This window comes from Roseovarius sp. 217, from assembly GCF_000152845.1.
Taxonomy (GTDB): Bacteria; Pseudomonadota; Alphaproteobacteria; order Rhodobacterales; family Rhodobacteraceae; genus Roseovarius.
In genome coordinates this window covers 1028500-1046863 of the sequence record NZ_CH902584.1, presented here as the reverse complement: position 1 = coordinate 1046863, position 18364 = coordinate 1028500, and the positions used below count along the sequence as shown (strand labels likewise).

At 62.0% G+C, this 18364-nt stretch carries 14 protein-coding genes; 12 read left to right on the top strand and 2 right to left on the bottom strand.

The genetic code is table 11. The features are described from left to right. Positions 1 to 4 precede the first annotated feature (4 nt). A complete protein-coding gene (locus tag ROS217_RS04920; protein WP_009816575.1) occupies positions 5 to 571 on the bottom strand; it encodes a TlpA family protein disulfide reductase in 567 nt (188 codons plus the stop codon). Between the two features lie 24 nt (positions 572 to 595). On the opposite strand from ROS217_RS04920, the gene argH reads away from it, so the two are divergent. The 5 genes from argH to ROS217_RS04895 are packed head-to-tail and all read left to right on the top strand — an operon-like array spanning position 596 to position 6426. Then, the gene (gene argH / locus ROS217_RS04915) at positions 596 to 1987 is read left to right on the top strand and encodes an argininosuccinate lyase (protein ID WP_009816574.1); all 1392 of its coding nucleotides are present in this window, start codon (positions 596 to 598) and stop codon (positions 1985 to 1987) included. Further along, positions 1984 to 2166 (top strand): hypothetical protein, encoded by a 183-nt coding sequence (locus ROS217_RS24025; RefSeq protein ID WP_009816573.1) that lies wholly within the window; start codon positions 1984 to 1986, stop codon positions 2164 to 2166. The genes argH and ROS217_RS24025 overlap by 4 nt, the downstream gene beginning before the upstream one ends. Then, a complete protein-coding gene (locus tag ROS217_RS04905; RefSeq protein WP_009816572.1) occupies positions 2163 to 2483 on the top strand; it encodes a DUF2834 domain-containing protein in 321 nt (106 codons plus the stop codon). Before ROS217_RS24025 ends, ROS217_RS04905 begins: the two co-directional genes overlap by 4 nt. Positions 2484 to 2519: 36 nt before the next feature. Next, the gene (lysA, locus tag ROS217_RS04900; protein ID WP_009816571.1) at positions 2520 to 3785 is read left to right on the top strand and encodes a diaminopimelate decarboxylase; all 1266 of its coding nucleotides are present in this window, start codon (positions 2520 to 2522) and stop codon (positions 3783 to 3785) included. 37 nt (positions 3786 to 3822) lie between these two features. After that, positions 3823 to 6426, top strand: coding sequence for a TIGR02302 family protein (locus tag ROS217_RS04895; protein ID WP_040651109.1), 2604 nt, complete (start codon positions 3823 to 3825; stop codon positions 6424 to 6426). Positions 6427 to 6510: 84 nt separating this feature from the next. Here the strand turns inward: ROS217_RS04895 and ROS217_RS04890 are convergent, their stop codons facing one another. Continuing rightward, positions 6511 to 7455, bottom strand: a complete 945-nt coding sequence (locus ROS217_RS04890) for an ABC transporter substrate-binding protein (RefSeq protein WP_009816569.1) — start codon at positions 7453 to 7455, stop codon at positions 6511 to 6513. Positions 7456 to 7786: 331 nt separating this feature from the next. On the opposite strand from ROS217_RS04890, the gene ROS217_RS04885 reads away from it, so the two are divergent. From ROS217_RS04885 to ROS217_RS24315, 7 genes are all read left to right on the top strand, one after another. Continuing rightward, positions 7787 to 9088, top strand: coding sequence for a DUF2793 domain-containing protein (locus tag ROS217_RS04885; protein WP_009816568.1), 1302 nt, complete (start codon positions 7787 to 7789; stop codon positions 9086 to 9088). Between the two features lie 10 nt (positions 9089 to 9098). Next, positions 9099 to 9416 carry a hypothetical protein gene (locus ROS217_RS04880; protein ID WP_040651108.1) on the top strand — a complete coding sequence of 106 codons (318 nt, stop codon included), beginning with the start codon at positions 9099 to 9101 and terminating at the stop codon, positions 9414 to 9416. Next, positions 9406 to 9768, top strand: a complete 363-nt coding sequence (locus tag ROS217_RS04875) for a hypothetical protein (protein WP_009816566.1) — start codon at positions 9406 to 9408, stop codon at positions 9766 to 9768. Before ROS217_RS04880 ends, ROS217_RS04875 begins: the two co-directional genes overlap by 11 nt. 263 nt (positions 9769 to 10031) lie before the next feature. Next, positions 10032 to 12983 carry a choice-of-anchor L domain-containing protein gene (locus ROS217_RS24870; protein ID WP_009816565.1) on the top strand — a complete coding sequence of 984 codons (2952 nt, stop codon included), beginning with the start codon at positions 10032 to 10034 and terminating at the stop codon, positions 12981 to 12983. A gap of 162 nt (positions 12984 to 13145) precedes the next feature. Beyond that, positions 13146 to 15680 (top strand): calcium-binding protein, encoded by a 2535-nt coding sequence (locus ROS217_RS04865; protein WP_009816564.1) that lies wholly within the window; start codon positions 13146 to 13148, stop codon positions 15678 to 15680. 222 nt (positions 15681 to 15902) lie between these two features. Next, positions 15903 to 17738, top strand: coding sequence for a matrixin family metalloprotease (locus ROS217_RS04860; RefSeq protein ID WP_050766417.1), 1836 nt, complete (start codon positions 15903 to 15905; stop codon positions 17736 to 17738). 130 nt (positions 17739 to 17868) lie between these two features. Further along, on the top strand, positions 17869 to 18364 hold a 496-nt coding region (locus tag ROS217_RS24315), incomplete at its 3' end, for a hypothetical protein (protein ID WP_009816562.1).

Genomic DNA, 18364 nt, shown 5'->3' with positions numbered 1-18364 from the left:
CCTCTCAGCTCTCGCCTTTTCCCTCAACCAACGCCTGAACAATCGCCTTGGCGCTGTCGCTGTCCCAATGCGCATCGCCGAGGAGGCGGGCGATTTCATGGCCCTCGGGATCAAGGATCACGGTGATGGGCAGTCCAAAGATGCCCATGGCGCGGGCGAGGGCGCTTTTGGGGTCGGTGTGCAGCGGCAGGTTGTCGACGCCGATCTCGTCAAAGAATTTGGCCATCGCGGTGGGGGCGTTGCGGCCTGTGGCGATGGTGACGACCTCGAAGGTGTCGCCGCGCATCTCGGTTTGCAGGGTCGAGAGCGTCGGCATTTCGGCCCGACAAGGCGCGCACCATGTGGCCCAGAAGTTCAGCACGACATACCGCCCCTGAAAATCGGCAAGGGTGCCTGTGGAGCCATCGGCGCGGGTGAATGCGGTTGTGGGGGCGGGTGTCGGCGCAGAGTGGAAATTCAGTTTCTTCATGTCGCCGTCGCGCAGCGCCTCAAGTGCTGCGGTATCGGCGTGGGCAGTATTTGCACCAAGGGCCACGGCCATATAAAGGACGATCTGACGAATGATTTTCATAATTCCCTCCGAAGGGCCAAAGACATGACTGACACAACCTCGAACCAGATGTGGGGCGGCCGCTTTGCCGCCGGGCCGGATGCGATCATGGAGGCAATTAATGCCTCGATCTCATTCGACAAGCGGATGGCGGCACAGGATATCGCCGGCTCGAGGGCCCATGCCGCGATGCTGGCGGCAACAGGTATTGTCAGTGATAGTGATGCGGCGGCGATGAGGGAAGGGCTGCTCACGGTCTTGTCAGAGATAGAGGCGGGGGAATTCACCTTTTCCACGGCGCTTGAGGATATTCACATGAATGTCGAGGCGCGGCTCAAGGATTTGATCGGCGCGCCTGCCGGGCGGTTGCACACCGGGCGGTCGCGCAACGATCAGGTGGCGACGGATTTCCGGCTCTGGGTGCGGGATCAACTGGATGCCGTGGATCAGGCCTTGCAGGCGTTGATGCGGGCGCTGGTGGCGCAGGCCGAGGCGGGGGCGGACTGGGTGATGCCGGGGTTTACCCATCTCCAGACCGCGCAGCCGGTGACATGGGGGCATCACATGATGGCCTATGTCGAGATGTTTGGCCGTGATCTGAGCCGGGTGCGCGATGCGCGGGCGCGGATGAATGAATGCCCCTTGGGGGCGGCGGCGCTGGCGGGGACATCCTTTCCGATTGATCGCGAGATGACGGCGAAGGCGCTGGGCTTTGACCGCCCCTGCGCCAATAGTCTGGATGCGGTGAGTGACCGGGATTTTGCGCTGGAGTTTCTGGCGGCTGCCAGTATTTGCGCCATGCATCTGAGCCGGTTCGCGGAGGAATTGGTGATCTGGTCCTCGGCACAGTTCCGGTTTGTGGCGCTGTCGGATCGGTTCTCGACCGGATCGAGCATCATGCCGCAGAAGAAGAATCCCGATGCGGCGGAGTTGATCCGCGCCAAGGTCGGGCGGATTTTCGGGGCCAATGTGGCGCTGATGATGGTCATGAAAGGCCTGCCGCTGGCCTATTCCAAGGACATGCAGGAAGACAAGGAGCAGGTGTTCGACGCCGCCGACAACCTGATGCTGGCGCTGGCCGCGATGGAGGGCATGGTGCGCGACATGGCGGCGCGGACGGATCATCTGGAGGCGGCCGCCGGGTCGGGATTTTCGACGGCGACCGATCTGGCGGATTGGTTGGTGCGGGTGCTGGATATGCCGTTTCGCGAGGCGCATCATGTCACCGGGGCCTTGGTGGCCAAGGCGGAGGCCAAGGGCTGTGATCTGCCGGACCTGAGCCTGACCGAGATGCAAGAGGTGCATGGCGAAATCACCGCGTCGGTCTATGATGTGCTGGGGGTGCATAATTCGGTCGCCTCGCGGGTGAGCTATGGCGGCACCGCGCCCACACAGGTGCGCGTGCAGGTGGCGCGGTGGAAGGAGCGGTTGGGATGATACGGCTGGGTTTTGCTGTGCTGAGCCTCACGGTGCTGATGGGGTGCGGCGTCGACGGAGAGCCGGTGCGCCCCACGGCGGGGATGAACGTGGGCGTGGGCACACATGGCGTCACGGTCGGCGTGGGTGGCGGCGTGCGCGTGGGCGGCGTCAATGTCGGCGTGGGGGTGGGCCTGTGAGATGGGTTTATGCCGCGCTGGCCATCTGGGGTGCGATTCATCCGATGTATTGGTTCCTGCACTGGTTCGGGCAGAACGGCTATGACCTGATGGGCATGGTCGATGCCTGGCATGCCAATGCCGCAAGTTCCGGTCTGGTCTGGGATCTGACGATTGCTGCGGTGGCGCTGACGGTCTGGGTGGTGGTCGAGGCGGTGCAGAACCGGCACTGGCTGGGTCTGATTGCGATTCCGGCGACATTCGGTATCGGGGTGAGTTGCGGTTTGCCGCTCTATCTGTTCTTGCGGGCGTCGCGGGGCGGTGCGCGCGGGATTTGAGTATTTTTGGCAAGATGAAACGGGACAGGACGCTGCGTGGATCATTTTCTCTATCATAATGGCGTGTTGCAGGCCGAGGATGTGCCGCTCTCGGAGATTGCCGAGGCCGTGGGCACGCCGTTCTATTGCTATTCCACCGCGACGCTGGAGCGGCATTTCCGTCTGTTTGACGAGGCGCTGACGGGGATGGATCATCTGGTCTGTTACGCGATGAAAGCGGCGAGCAATCAGGCGATCCTGAAAACACTGGCGCGCTTGGGCGCTGGGATGGATGTGGTTTCGGGTGGGGAATATGCCCGCGCCAAGGCGGCGGGTGTGCCGGGTGAGCGGATCGTATTCTCGGGCGTGGGCAAGACCCGCGAGGAAATGCGTCTGGCGCTGATGGGCGGTATTCGCCAGTTCAATGTCGAGAGCGAGCCGGAAATGGGCGTTCTGAGTGCCGTGGCGGTGGAACTGGGTCTGCGTGCGCCGATCACCATTCGGGTCAATCCCGATGTGGATGCCAAGACCCATGCCAAGATTGCCACCGGCAAGAGCGAGAACAAGTTTGGCATCCCAATTGCGCGGGCGCGCGAGGTGTATGCGCAGGCTGCGGCCCTGCCGGGGCTGGAGGTGATCGGGATCGACGTGCATATCGGTAGCCAACTGACCGATTTGGCGCCGTTCCGCCTTGCCTATGAAAAGGTGGCGGAGCTGACTCAGGTTCTGCGCGAGGATGGGCACGACATTCGCCGCCTCGATCTGGGGGGCGGTCTGGGGATTCCCTATACCCGTTCGAACGAGGCCCCGCCGCTGCCCACGGAATATGGTGCGCTGATCCGCGAGGTGCTGGGGCATCTGGGCTGTGAGATCGAGATCGAGCCGGGGCGGTTGATTGCGGGCAATGCGGGGATTCTGGTGAGCCGGGTGATCTATTTGAAATCCGGTGAGGGGCGGGATTTCCTGATCCTTGATGCCGCGATGAACGATCTGATCCGACCGGCGATGTATGACGCGCATCATGACATCGTGCCGCTGGTGGAGCCCGCGCCGGGGGTCGAGCAACAGCCCTATGATGTGGTCGGGCCGGTCTGCGAATCGGGGGACACATTTGCCAAGGGGCGGATGTTGCCGCCGCTGGCCGAGGGCGATCTGGTGGCGTTCCGCAGTGCCGGCGCGTATGGCGCGGTGATGTCGAGCGAGTATAACACGCGGCCTCTGGTGCCCGAAGTTCTGGTGCATGGGCGTGACTTTGCCGTGATCCGGGGCAGACCGACCTTTGACGAAATGATAAATCGCGATACCATCCCTGAATGGCTCTGACGCGATGGGCGCGCGGGGCCGAGATGAGGTGCCGCGCATGGCTGCGACCGAAAACCCCCTGAAAGCTCTGACCGCGCGGTTGCGGCGGCCTCTTCTGCTGACATGGGCGGGGTTGATTGCCGAGCGTCTGGTGCGCGCATTCTGGCCGATGTGGAGCGTGATTGCGGCGGGGGCTGCGGCGCTGATGCTGGGCCTTCACGATCTGGCAGCGGTCGAGGTGGTCTGGGGCACCGCCATGCTGGCCGCGCTGGCGGTGCTGGTTTACGGCGTGCTGGGGTTTGTGAAGTTCCGGTTTCCGCGTCGGGCCGAGGCCTTGGCGCGGATGGATGAGGCGATGCCGGGCAGGCCACTGGCGGCGCTGGCGGATGTGCAGGCGATTGGCGCGGGCGATGCCGGGTCGGCGGCGCTCTGGCGGGCGCATCAGGCGCGGATGGCGGCACGGGCAGCGGGCGCACGCGCAGTCGAGCCGGATTTGCGGCTGTCGCGGCAGGATCCGTTCGGGCTGCGCTACATCGCCCTCTTGGGTTTGGTAGTGGCGTTGCTCTTTGGCTCGATCTGGCGGGCCGGGTCGGTGGCGGAGATGGTGCCGGGGGGCGCGCGTGGCGCGGCGCTGGCCGCTGGCCCGACATGGGAAGGCTGGATCGAGCCACCCAGCTACACAGGACTTCCGAGCCTCTATCTTGCCGATCAGGGTGAGGTGATCGAGGTGCCGGAAGGCAGCCGGATTACCCTGCGATTCTATGGTGAGGTGGGGGCGCTGAGCCTGACAGAAACGGTGTCGGGTGAGGGCGCAGAGGCCGCAAGCACCGATCCTGAGCAGCAGTTTGAGGTCGCGCGCGCCGGCGAAATGCGGATTGACGGTCCGGGGGGGCGTAGCTGGGCCGTTGCGGCGCTGGCAGACGCAGCCCCGGAGGTCGAGGTGGTCGAGCGCGATGCGCGCACCGCCTTTGATGGGCAGATGAGCCAGCCCTTTGCCGCGCGCGACGATTACGGCGTGGTGAGCGGCGGGGCGGTCTTTGCACTGGATCTGGCGCGGGTGGATCGGCGGTATGGTCTGGCGGTGGAGCCGGAGCCGCGCGAGGTGATCCGGCTGGATCTGCCGATGCCCTTGGCCGGGGATCGGACCGAGTTTACCGAGACCCTGGTCGAGAACCTCTCGGAGCATCCGTGGGCGCATTTGCCTGTGACGCTGAGGTTGCAGGTTGCGGATGCGGCGGGGCAAGAGGGGCAGTCCGAACCGTTCGTGATGGTCCTGCCCGCGCGGCGGTTTTTTGATCCGATGGCGGCGGCGGTGATCGAGCAGCGGCGCGATCTGTTGTGGTCGCGGCAGAACGCCGGGCGCGTGGTGCAGGTGTTGCGGGCGGTGTCCTACAAGCCGGAGGGGCGGCTCTTTCGGTCTGAGAAAGCCTATTTGCGGTTGCGGGTGATTGTGCGGCAGTTGGAGGCGATGACGCAGAGCGAGGGGCTGGACGAGGCCGAGCGCGATGAGATCGCGCAGGCGCTCTGGGATCTGGGTGTGTTGCTGGAAGATGGTGACATGGGCGACGCGCTGGAGCGGATGCGCGCGGCCCAAGAGCGATTGAGCGAGGCGATGAAGAACGGCGCCAGCGAGGAAGAGATCGCGCGGCTGATGCAGGATCTGCGGGATGCGACACAGGATTACCTGCGCCAGAAGATGCAGCAAGCCGAGCGCGAGAACCCCGAGGAAAGCGATCAGCGCAGCGCTGAAAACATGATGCAGATGAACCAACAGGATCTGCAGGACATGATGGACCGCATTCAGGAGTTGATGGAACAGGGCCGCTATGCCGAGGCGCAGCAGGCGCTCGAAGAGTTCCAGCAGATGATGGAGAACATGCAGGTCACCCAAGGCCAGGGCCAGCAGGGTCAATCGCCGGGCGAGCAGGCGATGGAGGGATTGGCCGAGACATTGCGGGAGCAACAGGGCCTGTCGGATCAGGCGTTCCGCGACTTGCAGGAACAGTTCAACCCCGGTGCGCAGTCGGGCCAGTCGCAGAATAATGAGGGTCGCAGCGGTGGCGAAGGGCGCGGCGAGAGCCATGATGGTCAGCAGGGTCAGGGCGGACAGGGCGGCGAGCAGCAGGGCCAAGGCGGCGAGGGCCGCGAACAGGCCGAGGACGGTCAGACCGGCGAGGGGTCGCTGGCCGAGCGGCAGGACGCGTTGCGGCAGGAATTGGAGCGGCAACGGCAGGGTCTGCCGCAACTCGGCGGCGAGGCGGGAGAGGCCGCGCGCGAGGCGCTGGAGCGGGCGGAACGGGCGATGGAAGGTGCGGAAGAGGCGCTGCGCAGTGATGATCTGGCCGGGGCGATCGACAATCAGGCCGACGCGATGGAAGCGCTGCGCGAGGGCATGCGCAACATGGGTGAGGCGATGGCCGAGCAGCAAAATCCCGGTGGCCAGGGCGATGCCGAAGGTCAGCCGGGGCAGGCGCAGGCCGATCCCCTCGGGCGCGAGGCCGGACAGGGGCGGCAGGCGGGCACGCAGGACAGTCTCTTGCAGGGCGAGGATGTCTATCGGCGGGCGCGGGAATTGCTGGACGAGATCCGTAAACGGTCCGGCGAGGGCGAGCGCCCGGATGTGGAGCTCGACTATCTGCGGCGGTTGCTGGAACGGTTCTGAGGCGCAGGCCGGGAACCGACACGCAGGGCTCGGGTGATCCGGACGGGGCAGGATTGGCTAACCCTGCCCCGCTCTGGGTGACGATCAGTTGATGGCACCGTTGACCATTGGCCGCCAGCTGTCTTCATTTGCGGCAGCCCATTCGGCAGCGACGTCGGCCACGGGGCGACCATCACGCGCGACTGCGACCATCAGCGCGGCCTGTGTTTCATTGGTGATCTGGAAATCCTCAAGAAGAAAATAGGCGGCGGGCCAGCGGGTCTTGAACCCTTTGATCACAGATTTGACGGCGCTCAGGCTCGGGACTCCGCAATCGCCCACGGCCTTGGGGTTCGGTCCCCAGCTTGCGTCTTCGTAGCAGGCGGCCTCAGCCTCGGGCAGATCGACAAAACGCAGGTCATGGACGGCGCCGGCCCAATGCGGTTGCCAGAACATCGCGAGTGCCGGGGTGCCGTTGGTGCTTGCGCTGACGAGGGCATCGACCAGCGCCTGTTCGGACGCGGCGGGAGAGGCGGTGAAGGGCAGATCGAGGGCGGTCATCAGATCGGCCCCCGGTGACTCCCAATCGGTGGGATAGTCGATTAGCACAGGCGCGCCGCCATCGCTGGCAAAGGCTGTGGCGCAATCACGCAACGCCGCGAGCGCGGGCAGGCCGGGGCAGGCGGTCTCCATATGGGCGGGATAGGCCAGCCCCTCTGTCATGGAAAGGCCCAGGTCTCCGAGATCGACAAGGCTCCGCTCCATCATCATATCGCGATAGGACGGTGCGGCATTGGCGGGCCAGATTTCGAGGTTGGCGTCGATATTGCCCCGCCCCATCTGGCGGAAAACGGCCATGTCATCAACCGGGACGAATTCGACTGTATAGCCTGCCGCCTTGAGCAGTTCGCCCGCGACATGCGCGGTGATCTGAGCCTCGGTCTGTTGGGTGAGCGCGAGCTTGATTGGCTCATCCGACTTGCCCAGATCCGCCGCAGTCACGGGGAGGGCAAAGGCGCAGAGCGCGAGCGCGCAGCAGGTGGATTTCATAACAAACTCCTTGGTCAAAGAGAGGGCCTGCGGCCCCCATGCGTGTCAAACGGTCAGATCGGGAAACGTCATGCTGAAATGGTGGCTGTGAGTAATGGTGGGCTGCGTCCCGTTTCCCGGCACACGATACCATGTCCGGCGTGGGCTGCATCCCTTTTCGCGCGATTACACGAGAGGGTGTTTGATGTTTCATCGCGGGGCTGCGGGGATCGGTGGTGTCAGTGATTATGTTTGTAATCAGAGTCTAATCTGGCTTGCGTCCGCAGTCTTAACGAACTGGCAAGGGTGTTTGACCGAGTTTGTCGCCTGCGCAACCGTTCTGGAGAGACCGATGTCGGATTTATCAGCCCGCCTTGACCTGCCGTTTATCGCCCCGTCACAGGCGCAAAAGCATGTGACGCATAATGAGGCTGTGCAGCGGTTGGATCTGTTGGTTCAAATGGCGCTGGACGGGTTCGAGGCGACGGAGCCCCCTGCCGCGCCTGAGACCGGCGCGCGATTTGCGCTGGGGACGGGGGCGACGGGCGTCTGGGCGGGGCAGGATGGCAAGATCGCCGCGTTTCTGGGCGAGGCCTGGATGTTTGTGACGCCGCAAGAGGGCTGGATTGCGGCGGAGCGCGGCGGCACCGCGGTGCGCATTTACCGCGATGGGGGGTGGCGCGGGTTCCCGGACCGGACCGATGCCCTGGGGATCGCGACGCAGGCCGACGCCGTCAACCGATTGAGCGTTGCGGCGGCGGCCACCCTGCTGAGCCATGCCGGATCGGGACATCAGCTCAAGATAAACAAGGCGCAGAGCGATGACACCGCGAGTTTGGTGTTTCAGTCAGGGTTTGCGGGTCATGCCGAGATGGGTCTGGCGGGCGATGACGATTTCTCCATCAAGGTGAGTGCGGATGGCACGACATGGACCGAGGCTCTGCGGGTCGATGCGCAGACGGCGCGGATCAGCGGTGCGGCGGTTCAGTCCGCACCGACCGACAATGCCGCAGAGCGATTGCTCAAAGTGGGGGCGTTCGGGCTTGGCACCGCGATCAGCCTGACCGCCTCTGACGGGCTCGATACCCTGGTCTTGTCCGGCCTCTATTATAATCCCACGGCTGGAAATACCTCGGGCAACTCCTATCCGATTTCGTCTGCTGGGGCGCTTTTGGTGATTGCGCGCTCTGCCACGAATGTTGTGCAGGAGTTCACGTCTTATGGGGGCACCTCAGCGGCTTCGGCGCTGCGGAAATTCGTCAGATCCTGGGGCACGGGCGGGTGGACACCCTGGCTTGAACTGTATCACAGCGGGCGCGTGATGGGCCCGGTGTCCCTATCGGACGGAGTGCCGACCGGGGCGATCATCGAGCATCAGTTTGTGGGCGGGAACGGGGAATATACGCGGTTTGCCAATGGCACGCAGATTTGCGGAACGACAGTGGCGCTCTCGACCTCTGGCGAAACGACCTGGACTTATCCGGCGCAGTTCTTCACCGCGCCTCGCGTTGCGGCGGTCTTGACGGGCAGTCAGGCCGCCTTTGCGCGCACCCTCAGCAATTCCAACCTGAGCATTCAGATCGGGGGGTTCAACACGTCTGGCACACGGGTGAGCGGCTTTGCCTATCTCCTTGCAATTGGCCGGTGGATTTAAGGAGATGACCATGCAGATCAAATTCTCACCAATGCGCCGGGATCTAAGGCTGGCGCTGGTCCGGTCGGGGGACACTCTGACGATCAACGGCGAGGCGTTCGATTTTTCACCGCTTCCAGAGGGGGCTACCTTGCCGCGGGAGGCCATGGACTCGGAGTGGTTCGCCGGACCGGTTGAGCGGGAGGGCGGTGTGTTGCACCTCAGCCTGATCCTGCCCCATGGACCAAATCCGCCGCTTGAGACCCTCATGGCCGAGCCCGTCATTGTGACCGACGACGGGCCTGTGACCCTGCCGCCCTATGATCAGGAGATCCCCGATGCAGATTGATTTCAGTCAAATGATCACCGCCGAGGCCAAGGCGGTCATCGCCGCGTCGGTACGGGCCGCTGACATCAAGGCCGAATGCCGGGCGCGCATTCTGGCAATCGGCTCTGAGACCACGCAGATGAATATCGCACAGGCCGGAATTGTGTTTACGGCGGCGGTGCTGGACGGCGCATCGCGTGAGGTCGCGTTGAAGGCGTCCGGGCTGCGCGAAGGGGATCTGGGACTGGCCCGCGATTGGAAAGCATGGGTGACGTCGATGCAGGTCGAATGTCGGCGCTCGATTGAGAGCGGCGATGATGCGGTCTGGCCAAAGGTTCCCGACGGTGTTGTCGGCCTTGCGGCACGGTTTTGACCTCACCGGTCGTCCTGTCCCGGAGGTGGTCGTGCTATGGTTGTGTTCTGAGCGCCCCGATGGGGCGCTCTCTTTGTCAGGCTTGCGATAAATATCTATGAATAGCAGGGTCTTGCCGTGGCGCAGACCCTGTCTGAGACGTCAATTGTTGATCTGTTGCGTTTTGTGGTTACCATGTGCCGAGCGGAATCAAGTCAATTCACCGTGACCTTGAAGAGACCCGCTTTTAAATTCTGAAATTTATGCGGCTTGGGAGATCAGAAATGGCAACACTTTTCACGCTCACAGGGTTCCAGTTTATCGCGTCCGGGGTGAGTATTTCTGGTCTTGGACCAGCAACGCTCGAGGTTCTGGGCAGTGATGATCTGGAGTTTACCTATACGTCAACAACCGTCGATCCGACTGATCCGCAGGGTGAGCTTGATGCAACGTCGGGTGATTTGTTTGAAGTGCGATTGGACGGCGTTGACCCGCTTGTCTTTGACAACGTGTTCGAAGGCATTATGGCCGAGGTCGAATTTGACGGGCAGATGGCGCAGTTTGTTGGATTTACCAACCCGTTCACCAACGAGACATTCTTGTTTCAACTGGACAATGTGCCGATTTTTGCGGGACCGGTTCCGACCGAAGCCGAACTGACCGCTATCTTGGGCAGCGCGTCGCTGAGCGACATCCCGGCCGGCGGGCCGTTCTCGCCGGGCGTGCCCTTTGCGCTCACATCGGTTCCGGGCGTCACGACAGCGGAGGTCGACCTGTTTTCCCCGACCGAAGGCAATGACACGCTGACCGGATTTGGGTCGAATGATGCCATCGACGGCCTGGGCGGCGATGATGAGATCAGTGGTTCGGGTGGTGCAGATACCCTTCTGGGCGGCACCGGCGATGATAGATTGTTCGGCAATGATGGCAGCGACCTGCTGATTGGTGGACCGGGGGCAGATACGGTCGATGGTGGTCTTGGGCTGGACATCCTGCAGGGGACATCTGCGGAGCTGAATGGCGATACGCTTGTGATTGGACATGGCGATGAGATTCGGATCACCGGGCTGACGCCGTCGTCAAATGTCATTATTGGCGAGGATGGTCTGTCCGTCTCGATTGATGCGGATGGCAATGGATTGACAGAGTCGAGCTTTGCGGTCGAGACCAGTGAATCCGGTGCGACGCTGGTGCAGTCTATTGTGAATGGCGCGACCGTCCTGAGATTGGGCGAGACACCAACAGCCGGGATCGGCGTGCCGATTTCCGGCGCGTCAGGGTTTAACGAGATTCAGGACGTGCTCGTTTCTGACCCCAATCTGGTTCTCAACGATTTGGTGTTCACAGGGGGGATCGAGGGTGTCGCGCTCTTGCCTGAGGGGTTCACGATCAACCGGCTGGTGGATACCAATGAAGATGGCATCGTCGATAGCGTGACCCCTGTGGTGACCCTTGACCGTGGCGTCTTTCTGACCACGGGCGGTGGTCCCGGTACGAGCAACACGCAATCGAGTTTTTCCGTTTCTCTGGGAGAGCCGGGCGATCCGGATCTGGACCGGGCCGCACGTGATGCGTTTTCCGGGGCGGGGGAAACCAATGACGCGTCGGTCATTACCTTTACCTTTGACGCGACCGATCTGGGGAGCGCTCCTTCGGTGTCCTTCGATCTGTTCTTCGGGTCGGATGAATTCCCGGAATTCGTTGACAGCAGCTTTGTCGACATTGCCGCTGTTTTTGTAAACGGGCAGAATTTTGCGCTCTTCAACAATGATCCCGGTCAGCCGTTGTCCATCGTGGGCGAGAGCATCAACACGCCGGGCAACTTCTTTTCCAATAACGGCATCAATGATCCGGCCAACGCCTTTACCGGGGCATTCGATACGGAATATGACGGGTTCTCGCGTGTTATCACGGTGATTGCGCCAATTCAGGCCGGGGTGAACGAGGTCAAGATCGGGATCGCCGATACGGGCGACTTCATTTTCGATTCTGGTCTCTTCATCGGCAATATGCAGGCCTCCAACTTCAATTCGAGCGGGAGCTTTGTGAATGTTAGCGGCACGTCGGGCGCGGATCAGATCAATGCGACGGGTGCGCCGGAATTGATCACCCTCGGCGCGGGCGCGGACACGGTGTCCGGAACGGCGGAACAACTCGACGGGGATATCATCGACGACTGGGGCGATGACGATCTGCTAGAGTTCCTGGATGCGGTGTTCGGTCTTGAAGACATCGTTGTTACCCTTGGGTCCGCTATTCTGGATGTCGATACCGATGGCGATGGCATTGCCGACAGCACGGTCACGTTGGAAGGCAATTTCACCAATGCGACCTTTAATGTCGAGACATCCGGAGGCAATACCCAGATCACCAGCGCTGGGGCGCTACCGAATATCAACATCGTGAACGGAACCGCCGCGTCAGAGTTCCTGCCCGGCACGCTGGGCGATGACAGCATAACTGGCGGGGGTGGAAACGATTCCATTCCGGCATCGGACGGCGATGATGTGGTCAACGGCGGGGCTGGCAATGACAATATCGGCGGCGGTTTTGGCAATGATACGATCAACGGCGGTGACGGCGATGACATCATGGGCGCGGGCTTTGGCGATGACAGTGTCGTGGGGGCTGCGGGCAATGACGTGGTTGCGGGTGGCGCTGGCAATGACACGCTTTCGGGCGGGTCTGGCGATGACAGCATGTCCGGCAGCTTTGGCAATGATCTGATCAACGCCGGGGGTGGGGCCGATGACATCGGCGGCGGCGCCGGGCAGGATACGATCAACGCCGGGGCTGGCAATGACCAGGTCGGAGGCGGCGAAGGCGATGACGTTATCTCTGGCGGTGACGACAATGATTTCCTTGCCGGCGGCGGGCGCAATGACATCATCGACGGCGGCTCTGGCGATGACACGATCAACGGCGGGGCTGGCAATGATCAGATGACGGGGGGCACTGGCGCGGATCAGTTCGTGTTCTCGGCCTTTGTCGCCGGTGAGAGCGATGTGATCGGCGATTTCGAGGATGGCATCGACAGCTTCTTCATCCGCATCATCAACCCGGATACGGGTGCGGAGAATATCAACAACGGTGGCAACGGGATTGCGGGTTTCGTGGCGGCTTTGGGGATTGTGGACACAGCGGGAGGCGCGCAGTTTAACGTCAACGGCCATCAGGTTCTGGTCGAGGGCGTCGCCGCGGCGGATCTGACGGTGGACGACTTCCAGTTCCTCTAAGCCGGACCAAAAGCAACGAAAGGGGCGCCATCAAGCGCCCCTTTCTGTTACGCACAACCTTTGCGTGTTTATTGAAAACATTACAAAAAACCTTGATCACAGGATGTCGTGATGCCAAGGTCCGACTAGAAAAATACAGATAGATTGAGAAAGGACATTGCCATGAACCTGTTTACAGTTTCGGGGATTCGCGTGCGTTACGACGATACGCCCGAGGGCAATCCGACCGAAGTAACCCCTGCGGAATTCGAGCTTGCGATCACAGGTGATGTGCTCAACTACAGTGTCTTGGGATTCCCTGAGCCGGACTCGCTTTTGCCGGAAATCTCATTGAACAATGACGCCAATCTGACAGTCGCGCGCCTTGATGGGCTGGACCTGACCGGACCGGCTGGAGAGCCATTCGAGTTAACCCTTGGGTTTGTCTCGACCTCGGCGGGGACGCTGATCATTCTGGGGCTTTTTGATGAGACCTCCGATACGGACTATATTTTCCAGATTGGCGGCGATGCCGGCGTGACATTGCCCTCGACCCTGGCCGGGTTCAATGCGCTGGAAGACTCGATTACTGGCGGCGGGGCCGTTACCTCTGGCGAATTTGCCCCGAACCAGAACATCCCGCTGAGCGGGTTTGACAATACGGTGGTGTCCGTGCTGCCGGATGGGGAGCTGTTCACGGGAACGCCTGGGAACGACGACCTTCTTGGCGGAATTGGCAATGACATGCTGAACGGGCTGGATGGCGATGACCTGCTCGACGGGGCGGGCGGCAATGACACGCTGGATGGCGGTGCTGGCAATGACCAACTGACCGGCGGCGCAGGCAATGACCTGATCCGGACGGGCGAGAACAATCCCGATTTTGGCGATGTCGTGATTGGCGGCAGCGGCAATGATACGGTCGATTTCGGCGGTCTCGTCGATGGCTTTGTCGAGGTCAGCTATGGAGGTCTGGCGACACCGATCATCGCAACCGTCGATGGCGTGGCCAATACCGGCACCGTCACCAAGGGCGCGCTGGGCACCGATACATTCGTCGATGTCGAGAACCCGATGTTTTCGGGGTTCCTGAACGGCGGGCTGCGTATCCGGGGCACCGCTGGCGATGACATCTTCAGTTTCAACACGGCCTCAAACCAGTGGATCAGCGTCCGCGGCAATGGCGGCAGCGATACGTTCAACCTGACCGGCGCGGGCCTGGTGCAGCTTGATTTCAGGGGTACGGCGGTCACGGCTGATTTCGTGGCGGGCACCGTGACGCAGGGCGGTAATATCAGCACCGTCAACGGGACCGTGTTCGAGATCCGCACCGGCAACGAATCCGACTCGCTCCTTGGCAGCGCAGCGGATGAATCCTTTCGCGTGGCGGGTGGCAATGACACGGTCGATGGCGGGGCCGGGTTTGACCGGCTGCGCTATGACGATTTCGGGGTCACGCAGGTCAACGCCAACCTCGCCACCGGCATCGTGACGGGCACCGCCAATGGTCTGGCCTTTACTGATACGATCGCCAATATCGAATGGCTGCGCGGCAGCACTGGCGATGACATCCTCATCGGGGACGATGCCGCCAACCGGCTTCAGGGGCGGGCAGGCGATGACCGGCTTGTGGGCGGTCTCGGGAATGACACCATCGACGGCGAGGGGGGCACCGATACCGCCGTGCTCGCCGTGAACCGCGCCGACACGCAGGTCTCTGCCATCAACGGCGGCATCCGCATCATCTCGAGCGCGGGCACGGATTTCTTTACCTCGGTCGAGCTGTTTCAGTTCGACGATGCGCTGGTCAGCGCGGCCGATCTCATCAATGGGGCGGGCATTCCCGGCGAAGAGATCGTGGGCACCGATGGTGACGACTCGCTGATTGGCACGGTCAACGACGATACACTTGCCGGGGGCGCCGGGAATGACAACATCGACTCGGGCGGCGGCGGCAACAACAACGTCTCCGGCTCGGATGGCAATGACACGCTCTTTGGCGGGCCGGGCGATGACAGCATCGGCGGCGGCTTTGGCGATGACACGATCTTTGGCAATGACGGCAATGACGTGCTCGGCGCGGGCGTTGGCAATGACTTTGCGTCCGGCGGCAACGGCAATGACGTGGTTGCAGGCGGCGCAAACGACGATACGCTCGAAGGTGGCGAGGGCAACGACAGCATGTCCGGCAGCTTTGGCAATGACCTGATCTTTGGCAACGGCGGCGCGGATGACATCGGCGGCGGCACCGGGCGCGATACGATTGACGCGGGCGCGGGCGATGACAGCGTTGGCGGCGGCGAAGGCGATGACAGCATCCTTGGCGGCGATGGCAGTGATTTCTTGGCTGGCGGCGGGCGGGACGACATCATCGACGGCGGGGCTGGCAATGATACGATCAACGCGGGCGCTGGCAACGATGTGATCACTGGTGGCACCGGCGTGGATCAATTCGTGTTCGCGTCCTTCTTTGAGGGCGAGGCGGATGTGGTCACCGATTTCGAGGATGGTATCGACAGCTTCTTCATCCGGCGGGTGGACCCTGATACCGGCGTTGAGAATATCACCAACGGTGGCAACGGTCTGGCCGGATTCGTGGCGGCTATGAATATCGTCGACACCGCAGCGGGCGCACAGATGACCGTCAACGGCAACACGATCCTCGTTGAGGGGATCGCGGCGGCGCAACTGACAGTGGACGATTTCCAGTTCCTGTAAGGCTGGTGTGGAAGGGCCCGGCCTTTTGGGTCGGGTCATTCCATCCGCCTTTGCGATGTCGAGATCATGCGGGACCAGTTGCTCATCCTTAGAGGTGAGACATTTTGTTTGCTTCTCAAATCATCACCTTACCCATAAGGATAGACCTCGTAAGGATATCTGGTGTTGGGTCATGCCCGCGTTGTATCCTATCCGCTCAACGCAATTATGGAGCGCGCTGCCATGCCTAACCTGAACGGCGCCAAGTGGGGTTCCCAAGGCGTGGGCACGCCCGGCGGTGTCGTGACATGGAGCATTGTCGCCAGCGGGCAGGACATATCCTGGTTTGAGAGCGAGCCGGATGGCAGCCAGCTCTCGGTCGACCCAGAGTCGGTTTATACATTCGATCTCGAAGCCGAGTTGCGTGCGGCCTTTGCGGAGTGGTCGATATATGGAAACATCGAGTTCTTGCAGGTCAGAGACCCCGGTGGTGCCGCTGGCGACATCTCAACCCCTGACATTCGGATTTTCTTTGCGCCGATTCCGGGCAACACCCTTGGGTTTGCGTTTTTCCCCCCGTTTCTGGAGTATGCAATTGCCGGGGATATTCTGCTGGATGTGGACAGTTCCCTGAATTTCGATGTTCCGCTGTTTCGGGGATTGGCCGTGCATGAGATCGGTCATGCGCTTGGGTTGGAGCATATCGAAACGGTCAATGCGATCATGAATCCGATCCTGACCCAGCCCGATATTCTGGCGGATGACATCCAAGGTATCCGGCAAATCTATGGCGCGCAGGATAGCGCCCCGGTGGTCTATACCCTGCCTGCGGATCTGGAGTCCGTGACCATCCTGCATAATCCTGAGGTTTTGACCGTCAACGGCAACGCGTTGGGCAATCTGATCATCGGCACCGGCGCGGATGAGACAATCAACGGGTTGGGTGGAGATGACACGCTAGAGGGCGGTGCCGGAAATGATCAGCTGAACGGGGGGGCCGGCACGGATTGGGCCAATCTGGACGGGGTGACACGCGCGGCGGCCACGGTCAGCATGATTGCGGGCGGGTTACGGGTGGTCTCTGCGCTTGGGACGGATGAGTTGATCCAGATGGAATGGGTCACATTTGCAGATGAGGTCGTCGGCATTTCGGCTTTGATCGAAGAGATCAACGGGCCTCTTGGCCAATACCTGACGGGTGGCGGGCTGGCGGATCGTCTGAATGGCACCGATGACAGCGACACCTTGATGGGTCTTGGCGGCGATGACATTCTGGCGGGTGGTCTTGGCAATGACAGTCTCGACGGTGGCAGCGGCAACGATTCCATCTCGGCCTCTGACGGCAATGATGTTGTTGTCGGTGGATTTGGCCATGACCAGATCGGGGGTGGTCCGGGCGATGACGTCATAGACGGTGGCGATGGCAATGATGTGATCGGTGCGGGCCTCGGGGTCGATCTGGTGTCGGGCGGCAATGGCAATGACGTGGTCGCGGGCGGCGCGGGCGATGACACGCTCGACGGTGGCGCGGGCGACGACAGCATGTCCGGCAGCTTTGGCAATGACCTGATGTTTGGCGCGGATGGCACGGATGACCTTGGCGGTGGGGCGGGACGCGATACCATCGACGCAGGCGCAGGCAATGACCGGGTTGGCGGCGGTGAGGGCGATGACAGCATCCAAGGTGGCGATGGCCACGACTTTCTCGCAGGTGGCGGGCGCGATGACATCCTTGACGGCGGCGCGGGCAATGACACGATCAATGGCGGTGTTGGCAACGATCTTATGACTGGCGGTTCGGGCGCGGATCAGTTCGTGTTCAGCGCGTTCAATCCGGGGGACGCGGATGTGATCACCGATTTCGAGGATGGCATCGACCGCCTCTTCATTCGCATCCTGGACCCGGATACCGGAGCGATCAACCTAACCAACGGTGGCACTGGGCTTGCGGGTTTTGTCGATGCTTTGGGGATTGTGAACACGGCGGCGGGTGCGCAGCTCACTGTGAACGGGCATCAGATTTTGCTCGAAAACTTTGCGGCGACGGACCTGACGGTGGCTGATTTCATCTTTCTCTAAGAGGGTTTCCCGCCCAGAGACCGGACCGATTTTCCTTTAACTTTTCGTAAATGCCGCGAGGCAGCCATATTTCGTTAAGGCCATGGCAGTCTTGCAGCGGCACTCTGTTTCTTGCGTGGGGACGCGGGAAATGGGTGGGACGGGGATGCCGGTCAGGCTGGTGCATGTCGGGACGAGTCATGCGGCGAACTTTGAGGTCGCGCGCGCAGCGGTGGCGATTACGGCCCTGTCCGATGGGGGATTTGTGGTCGCGGACTACGGTGCGGGCCTCAGCCGGGTGGTGCGGGTTGGCACGAGCGGGCCAGTGCTGGAAGGGCAGTGGTTTCACGAAGAAACGGCGCGCGTCGCGTTCAATGTGATCGGCACGCCGGGGGCACTGCCACAGGCTCTGGTGGGCGATCTGTTCGAGGCTTGGGATGCGGGGGCGCGCAGTGGCACTCTGGGGTTCTTGGGTCAAGGTGGGGTGCAGACGGAAGCCGCAAGCCTTTTGGCGGCACGGGTCGAGGATCAGGATTACCTGATTATAGCCGCGGCCGACGGTCAGGGCCTGTCGGTCTTTGCTCTTGGGTCAGATCAGACGGTGCAGACAGTCCGCTCGCAGGCGGATGCGGCGGATCTCTATTTGC

Coding starts and splice junctions, on each gene's coding strand:
- ROS217_RS24025 (WP_009816573.1), top strand. CDS start 1,984: ATGATACGGCTGGGTTTTGCTGTGCTGAGCCTCACGGTGCTGATGGGG.
- ROS217_RS04860 (WP_050766417.1), top strand. CDS start 15,903: ATGCCTAACCTGAACGGCGCCAAGTGGGGTTCCCAAGGCGTGGGCACG.
- ROS217_RS04890 (WP_009816569.1), bottom strand. CDS start 7,455: ATGAAATCCACCTGCTGCGCGCTCGCGCTCTGCGCCTTTGCCCTCCCC.
- ROS217_RS04895 (WP_040651109.1), top strand. CDS start 3,823: ATGGCTGCGACCGAAAACCCCCTGAAAGCTCTGACCGCGCGGTTGCGG.
- ROS217_RS04920 (WP_009816575.1), bottom strand. CDS start 571: ATGAAAATCATTCGTCAGATCGTCCTTTATATGGCCGTGGCCCTTGGT.
- ROS217_RS04885 (WP_009816568.1), top strand. CDS start 7,787: ATGTCGGATTTATCAGCCCGCCTTGACCTGCCGTTTATCGCCCCGTCA.
- ROS217_RS24870 (WP_009816565.1), top strand. CDS start 10,032: ATGGCAACACTTTTCACGCTCACAGGGTTCCAGTTTATCGCGTCCGGG.
- ROS217_RS04865 (WP_009816564.1), top strand. CDS start 13,146: ATGAACCTGTTTACAGTTTCGGGGATTCGCGTGCGTTACGACGATACG.
- ROS217_RS04880 (WP_040651108.1), top strand. CDS start 9,099: ATGCAGATCAAATTCTCACCAATGCGCCGGGATCTAAGGCTGGCGCTG.
- argH (WP_009816574.1), top strand. CDS start 596: ATGACTGACACAACCTCGAACCAGATGTGGGGCGGCCGCTTTGCCGCC.
- ROS217_RS04875 (WP_009816566.1), top strand. CDS start 9,406: ATGCAGATTGATTTCAGTCAAATGATCACCGCCGAGGCCAAGGCGGTC.